The 17,595-nt window shown below is 44.4% G+C and carries 14 protein-coding genes; 11 read left to right on the forward strand and 3 right to left on the reverse strand.

The window, feature by feature from the left end; translation table 11 throughout:
* Position 1 precedes the first annotated feature (1 nt).
* The 9 genes from JEY82_RS01040 (at position 2) to nifJ (ending at position 13,541) form a co-directional block, all read left to right on the forward strand.
* Positions 2-1,855: a fumarate reductase flavoprotein subunit gene (locus JEY82_RS01040; protein WP_304081761.1), complete on the forward strand. Its 1,854-nt coding sequence runs from the start codon at positions 2-4 to the stop codon at positions 1,853-1,855.
* Between the two features lie 28 nt (positions 1,856-1,883).
* A complete protein-coding gene (locus tag JEY82_RS01045; protein ID WP_092160312.1) occupies positions 1,884-2,621 on the forward strand; it encodes a fumarate reductase iron-sulfur subunit in 738 nt (245 codons plus the stop codon).
* A 3-nt stretch (positions 2,622-2,624) separates the two neighbouring features.
* Positions 2,625-3,464: a fumarate hydratase gene (locus tag JEY82_RS01050; protein ID WP_304081764.1), complete on the forward strand. Its 840-nt coding sequence runs from the start codon at positions 2,625-2,627 to the stop codon at positions 3,462-3,464.
* The gene (locus JEY82_RS01055; RefSeq protein ID WP_304081766.1) at positions 3,464-4,018 is read left to right on the forward strand and encodes a Fe-S-containing hydro-lyase; all 555 of its coding nucleotides are present in this window, start codon (positions 3,464-3,466) and stop codon (positions 4,016-4,018) included. Before JEY82_RS01050 ends, JEY82_RS01055 begins: the two co-directional genes overlap by 1 nt.
* Before the next feature lie 57 nt (positions 4,019-4,075).
* Positions 4,076-5,395: a malic enzyme-like NAD(P)-binding protein gene (locus JEY82_RS01060; RefSeq protein WP_304081768.1), complete on the forward strand. Its 1,320-nt coding sequence runs from the start codon at positions 4,076-4,078 to the stop codon at positions 5,393-5,395.
* A 196-nt stretch (positions 5,396-5,591) separates the two neighbouring features.
* On the forward strand, positions 5,592-7,130 hold the full coding sequence (locus JEY82_RS01065) for a DASS family sodium-coupled anion symporter (protein ID WP_304081770.1): 1,539 nt from the start codon (positions 5,592-5,594) through the stop codon (positions 7,128-7,130).
* Positions 7,131-7,483: 353 nt separating this feature from the next.
* A complete protein-coding gene (locus tag JEY82_RS01070; RefSeq protein ID WP_304081772.1) occupies positions 7,484-7,645 on the forward strand; it encodes a hypothetical protein in 162 nt (53 codons plus the stop codon).
* 55 nt (positions 7,646-7,700) lie between these two features.
* Positions 7,701-9,833, forward strand: a complete 2,133-nt coding sequence (gene pta / locus JEY82_RS01075; protein WP_304081774.1) for a phosphate acetyltransferase — start codon at positions 7,701-7,703, stop codon at positions 9,831-9,833.
* Between the two features lie 171 nt (positions 9,834-10,004).
* A complete protein-coding gene (gene nifJ, locus JEY82_RS01080) occupies positions 10,005-13,541 on the forward strand; it encodes a pyruvate:ferredoxin (flavodoxin) oxidoreductase (protein ID WP_304081776.1) in 3,537 nt (1,178 codons plus the stop codon).
* 92 nt (positions 13,542-13,633) lie between these two features.
* Here nifJ and JEY82_RS01085 read toward each other — a convergent pair whose 3' ends face one another.
* The 3 genes from JEY82_RS01085 to JEY82_RS01095 form a co-directional block, all read right to left on the reverse strand.
* On the reverse strand, positions 13,634-14,224 hold the full coding sequence (locus tag JEY82_RS01085) for a hypothetical protein (protein WP_304081778.1): 591 nt from the start codon (positions 14,222-14,224) through the stop codon (positions 13,634-13,636).
* A gap of 300 nt (positions 14,225-14,524) precedes the next feature.
* Positions 14,525-15,430, reverse strand: a complete 906-nt coding sequence (gene rimK / locus JEY82_RS01090; protein WP_304081779.1) for a 30S ribosomal protein S6--L-glutamate ligase — start codon at positions 15,428-15,430, stop codon at positions 14,525-14,527.
* A gap of 1 nt (position 15,431) precedes the next feature.
* Positions 15,432-15,920 (reverse strand): ATP-dependent zinc protease, encoded by a 489-nt coding sequence (locus JEY82_RS01095; protein WP_304081780.1) that lies wholly within the window; start codon positions 15,918-15,920, stop codon positions 15,432-15,434.
* A gap of 232 nt (positions 15,921-16,152) precedes the next feature.
* Here JEY82_RS01095 and JEY82_RS01100 point away from each other — a divergent pair, with 232 nt between their 5' ends.
* Both JEY82_RS01100 and JEY82_RS01105 read left to right on the forward strand, forming a co-directional pair.
* Positions 16,153-16,839, forward strand: coding sequence for a phosphoadenosine phosphosulfate reductase family protein (locus JEY82_RS01100; RefSeq protein WP_304081781.1), 687 nt, complete (start codon positions 16,153-16,155; stop codon positions 16,837-16,839).
* Entirely contained in the window at positions 16,839-17,549 is a 711-nt protein-coding gene (locus JEY82_RS01105; RefSeq protein WP_304081783.1) for a uracil-DNA glycosylase, read from the forward strand. The genes JEY82_RS01100 and JEY82_RS01105 overlap by 1 nt, the downstream gene beginning before the upstream one ends.
* The last annotated feature ends 46 nt before the right edge of the window (positions 17,550-17,595 follow it).

Genomic DNA, 17,595 nt, shown 5'->3' on the forward strand with positions numbered 1-17,595 from the left:
AATGCAAACATATTACTCTGATCTCCTTGTCATCGGCGCCGGACTGGCGGGCGAGCGAGTGGCTGTTGAAGCCGCACAGGAAGGTTTTGACGTAATCTGCCTTTCCATTGTTCCTGCCCGCAGATCTCATTCTTCTGCGGCTCAGGGTGGAATGCAGGCCGCGCTCGGCAACTGTGTCAAAGGGGAAGGCGATAGCGTAGACGTTCACTTTGGTGATACTGTCCGCGGTTCTGACTGGGGTTGTGATCAGGAAGTGGCAAGACTTTTTGCGGATGCCGCACCTATTGAAATGAGACGTCTGGCTCATTGGGGAGTGCCCTGGAACAGAGTTGTTCCCGGAAAGTCTTTCTACTTTAAGGGCGGAGAAAAATTTGACAAAGAAGAGAAAGAAGAGAAACGCGGTCTAATCACTGCACGTTCTTTCGGCGGAACCGCTAAATGGCGTACCTGCTATACTTCTGACGGAACCGGCCATGCTGTTATGTGTACTATGGATAACAGGTGTGCCCAGCTTGGAATTACTGTTCTTGACCGCAAAGAAGCAATTTCTTTGATTCATGACGGTGATACCTGTACCGGCGCAGTTGTTCGCTGCCTGCGTACCGGAGAACTGGAAGTTTACCTTTCCAAATCAACTGCAATTTGTACCGGCGGTTTCGGCCGTATCTATAAAGCCACTACCAACGCAGTAATCTGTGACGGTGGCGGACATATTATCGCTCACGATACAGGTGTTGTTCCTATCGGGAATCCTGAAGCTATTCAGTTTCATCCCACCGGAATTGTGCCTACCGACATTCTGGTAACGGAAGGTTGCCGTGGTGACGGTGGAACTCTGCTCGATGTTAATGAAGAAAGATTCATGAACATTTATGAGCCTGAGAAAGCCGAACTTGCTTCCCGTGATGTTGTTTCCCGCTGGATGACTCACCATATGCGTGAAGGCAAAGGCGTTAAATCTGCTTACGGTGAACATCTCTGGCTTGATATCCGCCATCTTGGTGACAAGCACATTTCCACCAAGCTTCGTGAAGTTGATGAAATCTGTAAAAACTTCCTTAATGTCGACCCCCGCACACAGCTTATTCCTGTCCGTCCTACTCAGCATTATACCATGGCCGGTGTTCGTACCAATAAAGACGGCGCAGTTTATGGTCTGAAAGGTCTGTTCTCAGCCGGTGAAGCCGCATGCTGGGATATGCACGGGTTTAACAGACTCGGCGGTAACTCACTTGCAGAAACCGTTGTAGCCGGTGGTATTATCGGGGTTAAGATTGTTGAATTCTTGAAAGGTTACGAAACTCAGTTTAAAACTGATGTTATTGCTGATGCTGTTCGTAAGCAGGAAGAAAGAATGCACAATCTTGCTCATAAAACCAACGGAACCGAGAATGTCTACAGAGTGCGTGAAGAGTTGCAGGAAGCTCTCATGCAGGGTTGCTTCGTATTCAGAAGTGATCCGGGTCTTAAGACTTGTATTGAAACTCTTAAAGGTACTCTTGAAAAAGCCCGCAAAGTCGGTCTTGTTTCAAATGGTGTTGGAGCCAACCACGAAATGGCTGCCGCCCTTAAGATTGTAGGGCAGGTCAAACTCGGACTCTGTATTGCGCAGGCTGCTCTGGTTCGTACTGAAAGCCGTGGATCTCACAATCGTGAAGACTTCACCGAGCGTAATGACCGCGACTGGCTCAAGAGAACTCTTGCATACTGGCCTGAAGGCAATGATATGCCTGAACTTAAGTATGAAGAAGTCACTCCCGTATACGAAATTCCACCGGGAGATCGCGGTTACGGTGCCGGAAAGATAATCGAAGCTGACAAGGCTGAGATTGAAGCAAAAATGATCAAGAGATAAACTCCTGAAAGTAATCAAGGAACACAAAATGAGCAGAAAACTCGAATTCGATATATTCCGCTATAATCCGCAGGAGAAGAGTTCCGTTCCGCACATGCAGACTTTTGTTCTGGATGAGACTGAGAACATGACCCTCTTCATTGCACTTAATCGCTTGCGCGAGGAACAGGACCCCGGCCTGATCTTCGATTTCTGTTGCCGCGCAGGTATTTGCGGAGCATGTGCCATGGTTGTGAACGGCCGTCCCGGACTGGCCTGTCAGACAAAGACTATTGACCTTCCAACTCGGATAACTTTGTTGCCTCTTCCGGTTTTTAAACTGATCGGTGATCTTTCAGTTGATACAGGAGTCTGGTTCAGAGACATGTATCAGACTACAGAGTCATGGGTTCATACTCATAAAGTATTTGAAGATAGTGCTATCGAAGAACGTATGGAAAATGATGTTGCCGAACAGATTTACGAACTCGAACGTTGTATTGAGTGCGGTTGCTGTGTCTCCGCTTGTGGTACTGCCCGTTTGCGTGACGATTTCATCGGGGCCGCCGCTCTTAACCGTATTGCTCGATTCGTTGTTGATCCTCGGGACCAGCGTACTGATAGAGATTATTTTGAAATAATTGGAAATGATGAAGGAATCTTCGGTTGTATGGGCTTACTTGGTTGTGAAGATGTCTGTCCTAAGAATCTTCCTTTACAGAACCAGTTAGGCTTCCTGCGTCGCAAGATGGGTATCACCGCTATTAAGGAAATATTCAGGAAGTAGATGATGCGAACTATTAAAGCTGAAACTGTCATTGATGCTGTGGCGAAGATGTGTGTAAGCGCAAACCGCTACTTGCCGGAAGACGTACGTAAACGTTTTGAAGAATGTGCTGCTGCGGAAGATTCCGCTGCTGCCAAAGAAGTCTTCAGGCAGATCAAAGAAAATTGGGAACTGGCCGAAAAATCAGGTCTTCCACTTTGTCAGGACACTGGACTCGCCGTTTATATCGTAGACGTGGGCGAAGATGTTCAAGTTGAAGGAATGACCTTGCGTGAAGCCATCACAGAAGGAACCCGCAAGGGATATGAGGAAGGTTACCTTAGAAAATCCTCCTGTGATCCTTTGACCCGTAAAAACACAGGCGATAATACTCCTGCGATCATTCATTTTGATATCGTCCCCGGTGACAGAATCAAAATTACCTTTATGGCAAAAGGCGGCGGTTCTGAAAATATGAGCCGTGTTACCATGCTTGCCCCTGCTCAGGGTTGGGAAGGTATCAAGAAATATGTCATCGAACGCGTTGCGGAAGCCGGTCCGAATCCCTGTCCTCCCACAATGGTAGGTATCGGTGTCGGCGGAACCTTTGAATACTCCGCACTTTTAGCTAAAAAGTCTCTCATGAGAAAAGTAGGTGAGCCGAGTCCTGATCCTGAGATCGCAAAACTCGAAGCTGAACTTATGGAAGATATTAATAAACTGGGCATCGGCCCCATGGGACTTGGGGGTAAAACCACTGTTTTCGATGTGAAAATAGAAATGCGTCCCTGTCATATTGCCAGTCTTCCGCTGGCTGTTAACATCCAGTGTCATTCGTCAAGGCATGAGGAGGTGGTCTTATAATGGCTGAATATTCACTCACCACCCCGCTTACCGATGAGGACATGGTGCAGCTTAAAGCCGGTGATGTCGTAAAACTGACCGGAACTATTTATACTGCACGTGACGCCGCCCATAAAAGGCTGACTGACCTGCTTGATAAAGGAGAACCTCTTCCTTTCGACTTGAAAGGTTCAGTGGTTTATTATGTCGGACCAAGTCCGGCCCCTCCGGGCAGACCGATCGGTGCAGCAGGCCCAACTACCAGTTATCGCATGGATACTTATGCTCCCCGTCTGCACAGTCTCGGGCAGAAAGCCAGCATAGGAAAAGGAAAGAGAAGCGAAGAAGTTAAGCAGGCCCTTAAAGATAATAAGGCTGTTTATTTCGGAGCAACCGGCGGAGCCGGAGCTCTTCTGTCTATGTGCATCAAAGAAGCAAAGGTAATAGCTTTTGACGAGCTCGGCCCGGAAGCTATCCGTGAGTTGACCGTTGAAGACTTCCCTTTACTGGTCATCAACGATTGTCATGGCGGAGAACTTTACGCCGTTCCGAATCGTAAAGCCGCAGGTCTTTAAATAAATACTTATTGCTAAAATAGAGGTCGAATACAACGGTTAACTCAGGAGAAAGTTATGGCTCTTTTCACTAGACAGGAAGCGCTTGATTATCATTCCAAAGGCAGAAGAGGTAAAGTTGAAGTTGTTCCGGTTAAACCTTGTGCAACTCAGAAACACCTTTCCATGGCTTACAGTCCCGGCGTAGCCGAAGCTTGCATGGAAATCGCTGCAGATAAGGAAAAATCATATCTCTACACAGGTCGTGGAAATTTGGTAGGAGTTGTTTCAAACGGAACTGCTGTTCTTGGTCTTGGAAATATAGGTCCTGAAGCAGGTAAGCCTGTTATGGAAGGCAAAGGTGTTTTATTTAAAGTCTTTGCAGATGTCGATGTTTTCGATATTAACCTTAATGTAACTGATCCTGACGAACTTTGCGCTATCGTAAAAGCACTCGAGCCTACTTTCGGTGGTATCAACCTCGAAGACATTAAAGCTCCTGAGTGTTTCTACATTGAAGAAAAGCTCAAAAAAGAAATGAATATTCCGGTCTTTCACGATGACCAGCACGGAACCGCAATTATTTCAGGTGCCGGACTGATCAATGCCGCAGAAATTACCGGTAAGAAAATTGCTGATATGCGTCTTGTTGTTTCCGGTGCTGGCGCAGCTGCTATCGCTTGTACCAACTTCTATATGTCACTCGGAATCAAACGTGAAAACGTTGCTATGTTTGACTCAAGAGGACACATCAACAAAAGCCGCTCAGGATTGAATGCTCAAAAGCTGGAATATGCAACAGACAAAGAGTACAAGGACTTAGCTGATGCCATGAAGGGCGCAGATCTGTTCCTTGGTCTTTCCGCAAAGGGTATAGTCTCAAAAGATATGGTTAAATCCATGGCGGATTCACCTATCATCTTTGCCTGTGCTAATCCTGATCCTGAAATCAGCTATACTGATGCTAAAGAAGCAAGACCCGACGCTATTATGGGAACCGGTCGTTCTGACTATCCTAATCAGGTCAACAATGTTCTTGGCTTCCCCTTCATTTTCAGAGGTGCGCTTGATGTTCGTGCAACCACCATTAATGAAGAAATGAAAATTGCAGCTGCTAATGCTCTTGCGGCTCTGGCAAAAGAGCCGACTCCTGATTATGTCTGCGAAGCTTACGGGGTTGATAAACTTGAGTTCGGTATTGATTATATTATTCCTAAACCTCTTGATCTGCGTTTGATCGAGTTTGAATCCGCCGCTGTTGCACAGGCTGCAATGGACACTGGAGTGGCTCAAATCACGATTGATATTGAAGAGTATAAAAAAGAATTGCGTGAACGTCTGGCTGCTTCCAGAACTCGCGTCAATGACTTTATTGAATCTTATGATTTGGGAATTTAACTTGAAAAATCCTTTCCGGCTTCAAATGAAGCCGGAAAGGTAAAATAGGTGATGAGGTCTTGTATATGAGTTATCAGTGGTCTGCATAAGGATTAGGTAGGGTGTGATTAAGGTGCGTTGACAGTCTGTTTTCTAAACAGAGCACCAGATTGCATTTAGTTTGTCCGCAGACTGCATAAGCGCAAAGTGAGGGACTATGAGCGCTCAAAAGGACAGTGGTAATGGTAGACGAATCGGCTTTTTCTTAGGGCCTATCGTATTTGCATTAATGTTGATTATGCCGGTGCCAAGCGGGATGGAACCGGGGGCTTGGAAAGTTGCAGCTGTAACTGCTCTGATGGCAATCTGGTGGATCTCAGAAGCTATTCCAATTCCGGCGACAGCTCTACTGCCTATCGCTTTGTTTCCGATTCTCGGGGTTATGAAATCGGCCGCAGCATGTGGCCCGTATTCCAATCATCTGATTTATCTTTTCATGGGTGGCTTTTTTCTGGCAGTCACAATGGAAAGATGGAATTTGCATCGTCGTATAGCAATTCATACCATTAAAGCCGTTGGAACAAGTCCGGGACGTATGATTCTCGGATTCATGATTGCTACCGGTTTTCTTTCAATGTGGGTTTCCAACACCGCAACAGCAATGATGATGGTTCCCATCGGTCTGGCTGTTATTCAGCAGGCAACAGGTTTTGATTCACAGACTCTCAGAGCTTGTCCAAGTTCCGGTCCTGAATCAAACTTTGGTAAATGTCTTATGCTTGGTATCGCCTATGCTGCATCAATGGGTGGTGTCGGAACAATTATCGGTACACCTCCGAATACTGTAATGGTCGGTATGGTCGACAAAATGTACGGCGTACAAATCGGTTTCGGTCAATGGATGATGTATGGTGTTCCTCTTGCTGTGATTATGATCGGTGTTTCATGGTGGATTCTCACGCAGATTTTGTTCCCGACCAAGGGAATGGAGCTTGCCGGTGGTGAAGCTATTATTGATGAAGAAGTAAGAAAGCTAGGCCCCATGAGCAAAGAAGAGAAGTATATAGTAATCGTCGGTTGCTTTATTGCTGCTTTCTGGTTGTCTCGTGGATTCCTTGTGAAAGCTTCTTTTATGAAAGAACTCTGGCCTAATTTTAAGTATGTTGCAGATGCCACAATAGGTATCCTCGGTTCTTTGATTCTGTTTGCTATTCCTACTGATTTTAAAAAAGGCGAATTTCTACTTGACTGGAAGACCGCTGTTAAAATTCCCTGGGATGTAATCTTGCTCTTCGGTGGTGGTCTGGCAATTGCGAACGGTTTCTCAAAAACCGGACTTGCTTCTTATATCGCATCCAGATTGACTATGCTTGAAGGCATGTCTTTGCTTGTATTTGTCGGATTGGTTGTTCTGATAACAATCTTCCTGACTGAAATAACTTCCAACACTGCGACTGCAACATTGCTGGTACCTATCATGGGTAGTGCTGCAATTGCTATGGGTGTTAACCCTCTCGCAACAATTGTTGGAGCTTGTGTCTCTGCTTCTTTCGCATTCATGCTTCCGGTTGCAACTCCGCCTAATGCGGTTGTTTTCGGTAGCGGGTGCGTTTCGATTAAACAGATGGCCGCGGCCGGTTTCTGGCTGAACATACTCGGAGCGTTCTTAATAACGTTCTCCGTTGTTTACGCCCTGCCGATCCTCTGGGGTATCGATTTGAATGTACTTCCCGCATGGGCTGTAATGCCTAAGTAAGACTACTCTCTTGTTTCCGGGCGATACGTTTTTATCGCCCGGAAACATTCTTGAAAGATATTTAACATTTACAGTATATTGTAGCTTTTAAACCTGTCGTGAAAATGCGTCGGGCTCGATTCTTACGTCCTGAAGATAAAAATTTTCTGACCGAAGTCGGATTTAAAAAGCGAGAGAACAACTAAAAACGTCCCTTCTGCTTTTGCTTTTTTTACGGCGCTTCTTAATTGAAAAAATTAAGAATTATCGGTCGACAATATATGACAACAGTTTGTTTATTCGTTCTGATTTACGCTACCCGCAAGGCGTAATAATTACGGATAAAGTTTCGAGTTGTCATGGGAGACATCAAAATGCCTCGCAAGCATTTCCCCGGCAGTGACGCTATAGTTTGCCTGCTCATCGCAACATCGAGTTGTAGCGCTTACGACTTGGCAGTAAGGCGGACCTCATCAGCACCTCCTGCGTCCGCTGCCGGGATGTCTCCTACAAATAGAAATAGAAGAGTGAAATAAAAAACAACTTCTGCTAGAGTGAGTTTTTATTTCAGTTCATTAATCCGGAGATGATATGTCGAATTGTTTATATATAGCGGCGACAGAAGCTCGTAGCGGTAAGTCCGCCATAGTGCTCGGAGTAATGCAGCTGTTGCTGACTCATGTACGTAAGGTTGCGATTTTCAGGCCTATTATTCACGACGATTTTGGCGGAGGGCGGGATCATGATATCGATTTAATTTTGCGCCATTTTAAACTCCCTCAAGAATATAAGACAACTTACGCCTACACCCAAAGTCAGGCGACTCGTATGCTTAATGATGGCAAGCATTCTTTATTAATGGAAAATATTCTTGGAAAGTTCAGAGATCTCCAGCAGCAATATGATTTTGTACTTTGCGAAGGTTCTGATTATCTGGGCGGAGAGGCCGCTGTTGAATTTGAGATAAATATGGACGTTGTGAGCAATCTCGGTTGTCCGGTGCTGGCAGTGCTTAACGGCATGAATAGTGAGGAAGATGAAATCTGTGATTTGTCTCAGCGGACATTTGAATTGTTTAAAGAAAAGGGGTTGGACGTCATCGCTGTTATGATCAACAGGGCGGAGAAGAAGTTTTCCAGTGATTTGGTTGATAGGATTAAATCTGGTTTTAGTAGTGATAATAAACCTCTTGTCTATATAATTCCTGACGACAAACGACTTGGAAATCCAACTGTAAAAGATGTTCTGACATGGCTTGATTGTAGAGTTTTGTACGGTGCAGACAGATTGGAAACACCTGTAAATGATTACGTTGTTGCCGCGATGCAGATTGAGAATTTTTTGAAGTATGTGAGCGAGGGAAGTCTCATTATTACCCCTGGAGACCGTTCGGATATAATCCTTGCAAGTCTGGCTTCGCGCCTTTCTGATGTCTACCCCAAGATTGCCGGTATTCTGTTGACAGGTGGTATACAGCCGGCAACAACCGTGCATCATTTGATAGAAGGCTGGAAAGGCGTTCCTATACCTATTCTTATTGTTCCAGATCATACTTATAGAACCGCGCAAATCCTGCAAGGTTTACACGGAACCATTGATCCTGAAAATAAAGTTAAGGTTTTATCTGCACTTGGACTTTTTGAAACATGTGTAGATTCGCATGAATTGCAACATAAACTGGTTTCAACAACATCTTCAAGAATTACTCCATTCATGTTTGAGCATACGTTGCTTCATAAAGCCCGTGAGAAAAAGCAGCATATTGTTTTACCGGAAGGAACAAGTGAAAGGATTTTAAGAGCTGCGGATATTTTGAAACGCAGAGATGTTGTGGATCTAACTCTGCTCGGCAACGAAGATGAAGTACGGCAGATTGCGTCCAACCTTGATATCAGTCTTAAGGGCATAAATGTTATTGATCCGGTTAAATCAGAGTATTTTGAGAAGTTTGTGGATGATTATTACGAGCTTCGTAAGCACAAATGTATCATGAAAGAGGATGCTCGTGACCGCATGAGCGACCCGACATATTTTGGAACAATGATGGTCTGGAAAGGCATAGCAGGCGGTATGGTTTCTGGGTCGATTACTACAACAGCGCAAACGATTAAACCCGCGTTTGAATTTGTTAAAACAAAGCCCGGTGTATCAATTGTTTCAAGCGTTTTCCTCATGTGCCAGAATGATCAGGTTATGGTTTATGGAGATTGCGCTGTAAATCCGAATCCCAATGCTCAGGAGCTGGCTGAGATTGCGATCAGCTCAGCTGAGACTGCGAAAATTTTCAGTGTTGAACCGAGGGTGGCAATGCTTTCGTATTCAACAGGTGTTTCAGGCAAAGGCAAAGATGTCGATAAGGTGATGGAAGCTACTGAAATTGTTCGTGCAAAAGCACCCTGGTTGGCCGTGGAAGGGCCTCTCCAGTATGATGCGGCAATTGATCCCGATGTTGCAGCAGAACTTATGCCGAACAGCGCAGTTGCGGGAAAGGCTACTGTATTAATTTTCCCTGATCTCAATACAGGTAACAATACTTATAAGGCTGTTCAAAGATCGGTACCCGATTCAGTTGCTATAGGCCCGATACTGCAGGGGCTTAAAAAGCCTGTTAATGATTTAAGCAGAGGGTGTCAGGTTCGCGATATTGTAAATACTGTAGCGATTACGGCTATTCAAGCTCAAGCTGAGGAGGAGGCTGGCCAGAGTGTGAAAGTATCAGTCTAGTGTTGCAACAAGTTTTATAAGTTAAATTTAATTCGGTTGCGTCAGTTCGGAATTGTGGTATGTTGATAATAATCGGTTGTGCCCTTATTTTACGGGTAGGCAAGCGGTATACACATATGCTAAGATGCGTCCCTGCACGCCTTCCCAACCAAAAGACACGGAGAAAGTATAATGGCTAAAAAAATGAAAACTATGGATGGCAACCAAGCCGCTTCATACGTAGCATATGCTATGTGCGAAACCGCAGCTATCTATCCGATCACTCCCTCCTCACCTATGGCTGAATTCGCTGATGAATGGGCCCTTAAGGGAGTAGAAAATATTTTCGGAACCACGATGGAAGTTCGCGAACTGCAATCAGAAGGCGGAGCCGCTGGAGCTCTTCATGGTGCTCTAGCAGCTGGGAACCTTTCTTGTACGTTCACAGCTTCTCAGGGTCTTCTTCTGATGATTCCTAACATGTATAAGATTGCCGGTGAGCTTCTCCCCACAGTCTTTCATGTTTCAGCTCGCGCTTTAGCGGGCCACGCTCTTTCCATTTTCGGTGATCATCAGGACGTAATGGCCTGTCGTCAGACCGGATTTGCAATGCTGGCTTCCAACTCTGTTCAGGAAAGTCTCGATCTTGCGCTTGTATCACATCTTGCAACTGTCGAATCAGACATTCCGTTTATTCATTTCTTTGATGGTTTCAGAACTTCTCATGAAATTCAGAAAGTCGAACTTATCGACTATGAAGATATGGCAAAAGCCCTTAACTGGGAAAAAGTCAGAGACTTCCGTGATCGCGCACTGAATCCTGAACATCCTCACACCAGAGGAACTGCTCAGAATCCGGATATTTATTTCCAGGCTCTTGAATCAATCAATCCTTATAGAGATGCAGTTCCTGGTCACGTTGAAGATGCAATGAAAAAAGTGGCGGATATCACCGGTCGCGAATACAAATTATTCGACTATGTTGGTGATCCTGAAGCTGAAGATATTATCATCGCTATGGGTTCCGGTTGTGAAGCCATTGAAGAAACCATCACAAGGCTGAATGCACAGGGTGAAAGACTTGGACTTGTAAAAGTCAGACTTTTCCGTCCGTTCTCAATGGAACATCTGGGACGCGCATTACCTGCAACTACTCAGCAGATTACTGTTCTCGACCGCACCAAAGAAGGCGGCGCTATCGGTGATCCTCTGTATCTTGATGTTTGTACTGCTCTCAGAGAAATGAATATTGATCTTCCTGTTCACGCTGGTCGTTACGGCCTCGGTTCCAAGGAATTTACTCCTTCCATGGTCAAGGCTATCTACGACAACATGAAGGCTCTTGCTCCAAGACATCACTTCACTGTCGGTATCAATGATGATGTTTCCCGCCTTTCTCTTGAAGTCGGCCCGAATCTGGACGTTACTCCTGAAGGCACTGTTCAGTGTAAGTTCTGGGGTCTCGGTTCCGATGGAACTGTCGGTGCAAATAAACAGGCAATTAAAATTATCGGTGATAAAACCGATATGTTTGCTCAGGGTTATTTTGCTTATGATTCCAAGAAATCAGGTGGTATCACTGTATCGCATCTGCGTTTTGGTGATAATCCTATTAAATCAACATATCTTGTTGAAATATCAGATTTCATAGCTTGTCATAATCCAAGTTACGTAAAACTTTACGATCTGCTTGACGGAATTCGTGCCGACGGAACATTCCTGCTGAATACCAGCATGGGACTTGAAGAACTGGAAGCAGAATTGCCCGCAAAGCTTCGCCGCAAAATTGCTGAGAACAATCTTAAGTTCTACACAATTGATGCAGTTAAGATTGCAGGTGCAGTCGGTCTTGGCGGCCGCATCAATATGATCATGCAGACAGCATTCTTTAAATTAGCAAAAGTTATTCCTTTCGCGGATGCAGTTGCTTACCTTAAAGAGTCAATTAAAGCAGCATACGGTAAAAAGGGCGATAAAATCGTCAATATGAATAATTCCGCTGTTGATGAAGCTGAAGCTAACATCAACGAAATAAAATATCCTGAGTCATGGGCAACAGCTGTAGATGCGCAGGACGAAGAAGTTTTCGAGCCTGAATTCATCACAAATGTTGTTAACCCCATCCTTGCTCAGAAAGGTGACAAATTACCTGTCAGCGCATTTTCTCCAGACGGACGTTTCCCAATGGGAACCAGCCGTTTTGAAAAACGCGGTGTAGCAATTCTGGTTCCTGAATGGATCAAAGAAAATTGTATCCAGTGTAACCAGTGTTCATTCGTCTGTCCGCACAGTGCCTTACGCGCCGTGCTTGTCAACGAAGAAGAAAAATCAATTGCTCCTGATAGTTTTGAAACTGTTGAAGCCAAGGGTAAAGGATTTGATGGTCTGCAGTATCGTATGCAAGTCAACTCCCTTGATTGCCAGGGTTGCGGAAACTGCGCGGACATTTGTCCTGCGAAAGAAAAAGCTCTGGTTATGAAACCTATCGCTTCTCAGACAGAGGTTCAGGTTCCTAACTATGACTTCTCTGAGATTGTCTCCTTTAAGGATGACATTCTGCCTCGCACAACTGTTAAGGGCAGCCAGTTTCAGCAGTCTTTGATGGAATTCTCCGGTGCCTGCGCAGGTTGTGGTGAAACTCCATATGCAAAGGTTCTGACCCAGCTCTTCGGTGAGCGCATGATTATCGCCAACGCAACAGGTTGCTCTTCTATCTGGGCCGCATCGGCTCCTTCCACTGCATATTGCGAGAATATGGAAGGCCACGGACCAGCATGGGGTAACTCTTTATTTGAAGATGCCGCAGAATATGGTTTCGGTATGGAAATGGCTGTTTCCAATCGTCGTAACCGTCTGGTTGTGCTCATGAAGCAGGCTATGGAAGGCGATATCAGTTCAGACTTGCGCGAAGCCATGACAGGCTGGATTGAAAATAAAGATGATGCTCAGAAATCACTTGAATACGGTGACAAACTTCGTGACTTTCTTGCAGTTGAAGCTGATTGCAGTGATCTGCTTTGCGAAATTGAAGAGCAGGAAGATATCTTCACCAAGAAGTCAGTATGGTGCTTCGGTGGTGACGGATGGGCATATGACATCGGTTTCGGCGGTCTTGACCACGTTCTTGCTTCCGGCAAGGATATCAACGTACTGGTAATGGATACCGAAGTGTATTCCAACACTGGTGGTCAGGCTTCTAAAGCGACTCCACTCGGGTCTATCGCTAAGTTTGCAGCCGGTGGCAAGCTGACTGCCAAGAAAGATCTTGGACGTATGATGATGACTTACGGTTACGTCTACGTAGCATCCGTATCCATGGGTGCTAACAAGAATCAGGTAATGAAAGCATTCCTTGAAGCGGAATCCTACCCCGGACCATCCCTTGTTATCGCATACGCACCTTGTATCAATCAGGGAATCAAGAAGGGTATGGGTAAAACTCAATACGAAGGTAAACTTGCTGTTGATTCCGGTTATTGGCCTCTTTACAGGTTTGACCCACGCCGCGCTGAAAATGGTGAGAATCCTCTTATTCTTGAATACAAGAACCCAGATGGAACTCTTCAGGAATTCCTGTCCGGAGAAAATCGCTACGCAATGCTCGAGCGCATGATGCCCGAGACTTCCAAGACATTGCGTTCTGGAATTGAAAAGGATTGTTTGCAGAGATATAAACTTCTCAAGCAGCTTTCCGAACTTGATTATTCATTTGATGAACCAGCTGAATAGTCTCAGTACATTATGAATTAAAAAGCCCCCGGATTCGTTAAGTCGAATTCGGGGGCTTCCTAATGGCAAAGAAACCAAGTTTTGAGGCTTGTTTATGCTGAATTTTTCTTAAGCATAGTAAGTTCAGATTGAAGCAGGGCTAATTCTGATTGTTTCATTTTTAAAGATTCAGCAGCTTTTTCATCAGTGGAAGATTTTGCTCTGAGTTCTTGAATTTCAGTTTCTTTTTCTTCAATTTCTTTTTCTTTTTCGGCTATTTTATCAGAGCTTGCAGTTGAACCTTGGGCTGCTTCGCCTCCTTTAGCTCCGCCGGATTTTTGGGCTCCTTCTGGAGGTGGTCCTTCCCCTTTACCCTCTGGCGGACCCTCACCGTTTCCTCCGGGGGAAGGAGGCATGTCCTCAACTTTGGATGGATCAAGTCCGTGATCTTTAGCAAATTCATCCATGGTTCCTTTCAAGTCTTCTTTCTGCTTGTCAGAAAGCTCAGAAGGATCGTCTGCTCCGTATTCATCAAGTTTTGATTTGAACAAAGTCATAGCTTCTGCGGAAATGGTAACAGTGTCTCCGGATTTCATTTTAGTTTGGATTAATTCTTCATCCTCAATTTGTTTTTGCTTAACAACTTGACCAGTGTCTAAAACACCATTAGCCATGCTGCCATCCAGTGATGAAATTCCAACCATGAAAACCTCCTTTTTTAGAATATAAAAAGTTGTAGATGATGTTTTTAAGCAAGTTTATGACCAAGTTGTATTAAGAATTATAAAGCTGAATAAAGTTAAAAAAATAAGCTTAAGCAGTCTTTACTTTTCTATATGATTTCAGTGAGAAGTAGTGTGGAATACTTTTTGTCGATGTGTGGAAGATATGAAATAGTAATATTTCAATATATATAGCTAAATTTAGTGAATATTAAAAAAACCGCCTCGGTTGAGGCGGTTTTTAACGTAATTTATTTGTCAAACAATAAAATTTAATTGTTACTAGCCGCGGCCCTTAGTTTTTGTTTTACCAGGCTTGGCGTTTTTTTCAATGTAAGCGATGAGTTTTCCAGCGACATCTTTTCCGGTAGTTTTTTCTATACCTTCCAGTCCAGGGGAGGAATTTACTTCCATAACAACCGGGCCGTGTTTTGAGCGCAGTATATCAACTCCGCAAAAGCCCAGACCCATAATTTTGGCACTGCGCACAGCTGTTGAACGTTCTTCAGGAGTAATACTGATAAGTGAAGCTGTTCCCCCCTGATGAAGGTTGGATCTAAAGTCTCCTTCGCGGCCTTGACGCTTCATGGAAGCAATGACTTTATCACCTATGATCAGGCAACGGATGTCAGAACCGGATGCTTCGGCGATGAATTCCTGCACTAAAATATTGGCTTTTAATCCCTTGAAAGCTTCAATGATACTTGCAGCGGTGTTTTTTGTTTCCGCCAAAACAACACCTTTGCCTTGAGTTCCTTCTAAAAGCTTAATGACCAACGGCGCACCGCCTACGATGTTGACAAGGTCATCAGTATATTTTGTGGAATGAGCGAAAGCTGTTACCGGCAGTCCGATTCCTTTTCTCGCTAGAAGTTGCAGACTTCTTAGTTTGTCGCGTGATCGGGTTATAGCTACTGACTCATTTACACAGTAAATTCCCATCATTTCGAACTGGCGGACGACTGCACAACCGTAAAAGGTGATAGAGGCCCCGATACGCGGGATTATTGCATCAAATCCCTCAAGCTTTTCCCCTTTGTAGAGGATGCTGGGATTATGCGAGGTTATATTCATATAGCAACGCAAGGGATTTATTACATGGACTTCATGACCTCGTTCTTCGCAGGAGCGAACAAGGGAAGACGTCGAGTAAAGTTCTTTTTTGCGTGAAAGAATGCCAATTTTCATATCATTCTCCGGAAACGGATTTCTTTTTATGCACAGCGGCCAAATCTTTTCCCAAAATATAGGAACGATGAGGATCAACCACAAATATTTGTGTCATAGCAGTGCGTCCCAGAAGCATTCTGAACTTCATGGTATCGCGGTTGGTTAATGTAACTTCTATATTCCAGGTACGGTGGCCCATAGTGATCGGGGTCATGATGACAGTCCGTTTTTCAACACCTCCACCGGAATTAGTCACGCGGCGAATGTCTACTACAGGGGCTTCACAGAATAATTCGATGTCTCTTCTTCTTTGCGCAGGATGGATGCCGAAACGAATCCAGCGATTACCTTCCCGCTCGAAGATCTCTTGTTGAAAAGAATGCAGGCAGGATGTTTTTGCGCCCGTATCAACTTTGGCCTTAATTGCAGGGATTCCCAGTTCCGGGAAACTGGCCCATTCCCGCCAGCCAATGATCGTTCTGCCATATACTGTCTCTGGTCGCTTCACTCTGTGCTCCTGTTTTGTCGTTCAAGCGCATATTTAATAGATGAATGGACAGTTTATCAATTTTAAATGTATTTCAGCAAACAATATTAATAAAGCTTGAAAGTCAGAACGAGGAAGTGGATAAAGCTCGTTGTCTTAAAATGCAAGAGAAATATATAAGGCTCATTAATCGTGTTTTTGCTGACTTTAGGCGACAACATGCATATGCACATTAAAGGAGAGAATGTTTGATATGATTACAGCAAATTCCCCGCTGGATGAAAAAGTAGCAGATACTGCCTCTAAAATGAAAACTGTTTTACTTGAGCATGACCCGTCAAAAATTGCGGTTGCATGGACTGGCGGAAAAGATTCCACAGTCGTTCTTGCCATATGGCGCGAAGTTCTTAAGGCTGAAGGACTGTTTAATCCTTTATCTTTTTCTATTGATACAGGTGTTAAGTTCCCTGAGGTTATGGCATTCAGAGATCGCTTGGCGCAAGAGTGGGACATTGATTTAAAAGTGCTTCGTCCTGAAGTGAATATAAAAACATACCCTGTAGCAAAAGATACAGTTTCCTGCTGCCGCGATTTAAAAATAAAGCCGCTTCAAAAAGCGTTGGCAGAATATGACATTCAGGTTTTAATCACCGGGATCCGGCGTGATGAGCATCCGAGCAGGTCAACTAGAGAGGCTTTTGAAAAGCGGGAAAATCCAGATCATATTTTACTTAATCCTATTCTCGAGTGGACAGAGATGGATATATGGTCCTTTATTACTATGCACGCAATTCCCTATTGTGAACTTTACGATCAAGGATATAGATCGCTTGGATGCCAGCCTTGCACCGTATTGGGCGATGGCGGGAGCGAACGGCAGGGACGAAGTGAAGATAAAGAAAAAAATCTGGAATTACTAACATCACTGGGATATTTCTAATGAAAATTAATTTTTGTGACGCAACATATGAAGTAGATAGCTCGTGGGACTCTTTTTTTACTACTGAAAAGCTGATTTTGCTTAAATATATCGAGTTTGCGGTGGGGACTAATTTTACTCCTCCGGCTGAGAGGGTGTTGCGTTTTACGCAAGTGAATCTCGATAAGGTTCGGGTCGTTATTATCGGACAAGACCCATATCCACAGCCCGGAGTTGCTACAGGACGTTCGTTTGAAGTCGGGAATATTGACCATTGGGCAGATCTTAAGCGAAATGCGTCATTGATGAATATGCTTAAGCTGTTTCATAAAAATTATACCGGAGCATCTGAGATCGGTGCTATCAGTAAGGTCCGTGAAGATATTGATGCCGGACTTTTTCCCATCCTTCCGCCGACTGAATTATTCACTCATTTCGAAGAGCAGGGCGTATTAATGCTCAATGCCGCTTTTACCTGTGAAATTGATAATTCAGGTAGCCATACTGAGAAGTGGCAACATTTTTCCACAGAATTATTGACTTTTATCAGTGATAAAAAGCCGCAAGCAAAATGGTTCCTCTGGGGAAAAGATGCTCAAGAATTTTGTTCGTTTGTGCCGGACTCTCAAAAACTTACAAGTTATCATCCCCGCCTGTTCGATCAAAAAGAAGGTTCATTCATAAAGGAAAATCATTTCGCAAAATGCCCAGAAATAAACTGGGTCGAATGATTTTTAAATCTTTAAAAGAATTTTCTTTTTAAGTACGCTTCTTTAA

The organism is Maridesulfovibrio ferrireducens, from assembly GCF_016342405.1.
GTDB classification, from domain to species: domain Bacteria; phylum Desulfobacterota; class Desulfovibrionia; order Desulfovibrionales; family Desulfovibrionaceae; genus Maridesulfovibrio; species Maridesulfovibrio ferrireducens_A.

Excerpts from the sequence above, each read along its gene's own strand:
- JEY82_RS01050 (WP_304081764.1), top strand. The coding sequence starts at position 2,625 with ATGCGAACTATTAAAGCTGAAACTGTCATTGATGCTGTGGCGAAGATG.
- nifJ (WP_304081776.1), top strand. The coding sequence starts at position 10,005 with ATGGCTAAAAAAATGAAAACTATGGATGGCAACCAAGCCGCTTCATAC.
- JEY82_RS01055 (WP_304081766.1), top strand. The coding sequence starts at position 3,464 with ATGGCTGAATATTCACTCACCACCCCGCTTACCGATGAGGACATGGTG.
- JEY82_RS01040 (WP_304081761.1), top strand. The coding sequence starts at position 2 with ATGCAAACATATTACTCTGATCTCCTTGTCATCGGCGCCGGACTGGCG.
- rimK (WP_304081779.1), bottom strand. The coding sequence starts at position 15,430 with ATGAAAATTGGCATTCTTTCACGCAAAAAAGAACTTTACTCGACGTCT.
- pta (WP_304081774.1), top strand. The coding sequence starts at position 7,701 with ATGTCGAATTGTTTATATATAGCGGCGACAGAAGCTCGTAGCGGTAAG.
- JEY82_RS01100 (WP_304081781.1), top strand. The coding sequence starts at position 16,153 with ATGATTACAGCAAATTCCCCGCTGGATGAAAAAGTAGCAGATACTGCC.
- JEY82_RS01065 (WP_304081770.1), top strand. The coding sequence starts at position 5,592 with ATGAGCGCTCAAAAGGACAGTGGTAATGGTAGACGAATCGGCTTTTTC.
- JEY82_RS01105 (WP_304081783.1), top strand. The coding sequence starts at position 16,839 with ATGAAAATTAATTTTTGTGACGCAACATATGAAGTAGATAGCTCGTGG.
- JEY82_RS01085 (WP_304081778.1), bottom strand. The coding sequence starts at position 14,224 with ATGGTTGGAATTTCATCACTGGATGGCAGCATGGCTAATGGTGTTTTA.
- JEY82_RS01070 (WP_304081772.1), top strand. The coding sequence starts at position 7,484 with ATGCCTCGCAAGCATTTCCCCGGCAGTGACGCTATAGTTTGCCTGCTC.
- JEY82_RS01045 (WP_092160312.1), top strand. The coding sequence starts at position 1,884 with ATGAGCAGAAAACTCGAATTCGATATATTCCGCTATAATCCGCAGGAG.
- JEY82_RS01060 (WP_304081768.1), top strand. The coding sequence starts at position 4,076 with ATGGCTCTTTTCACTAGACAGGAAGCGCTTGATTATCATTCCAAAGGC.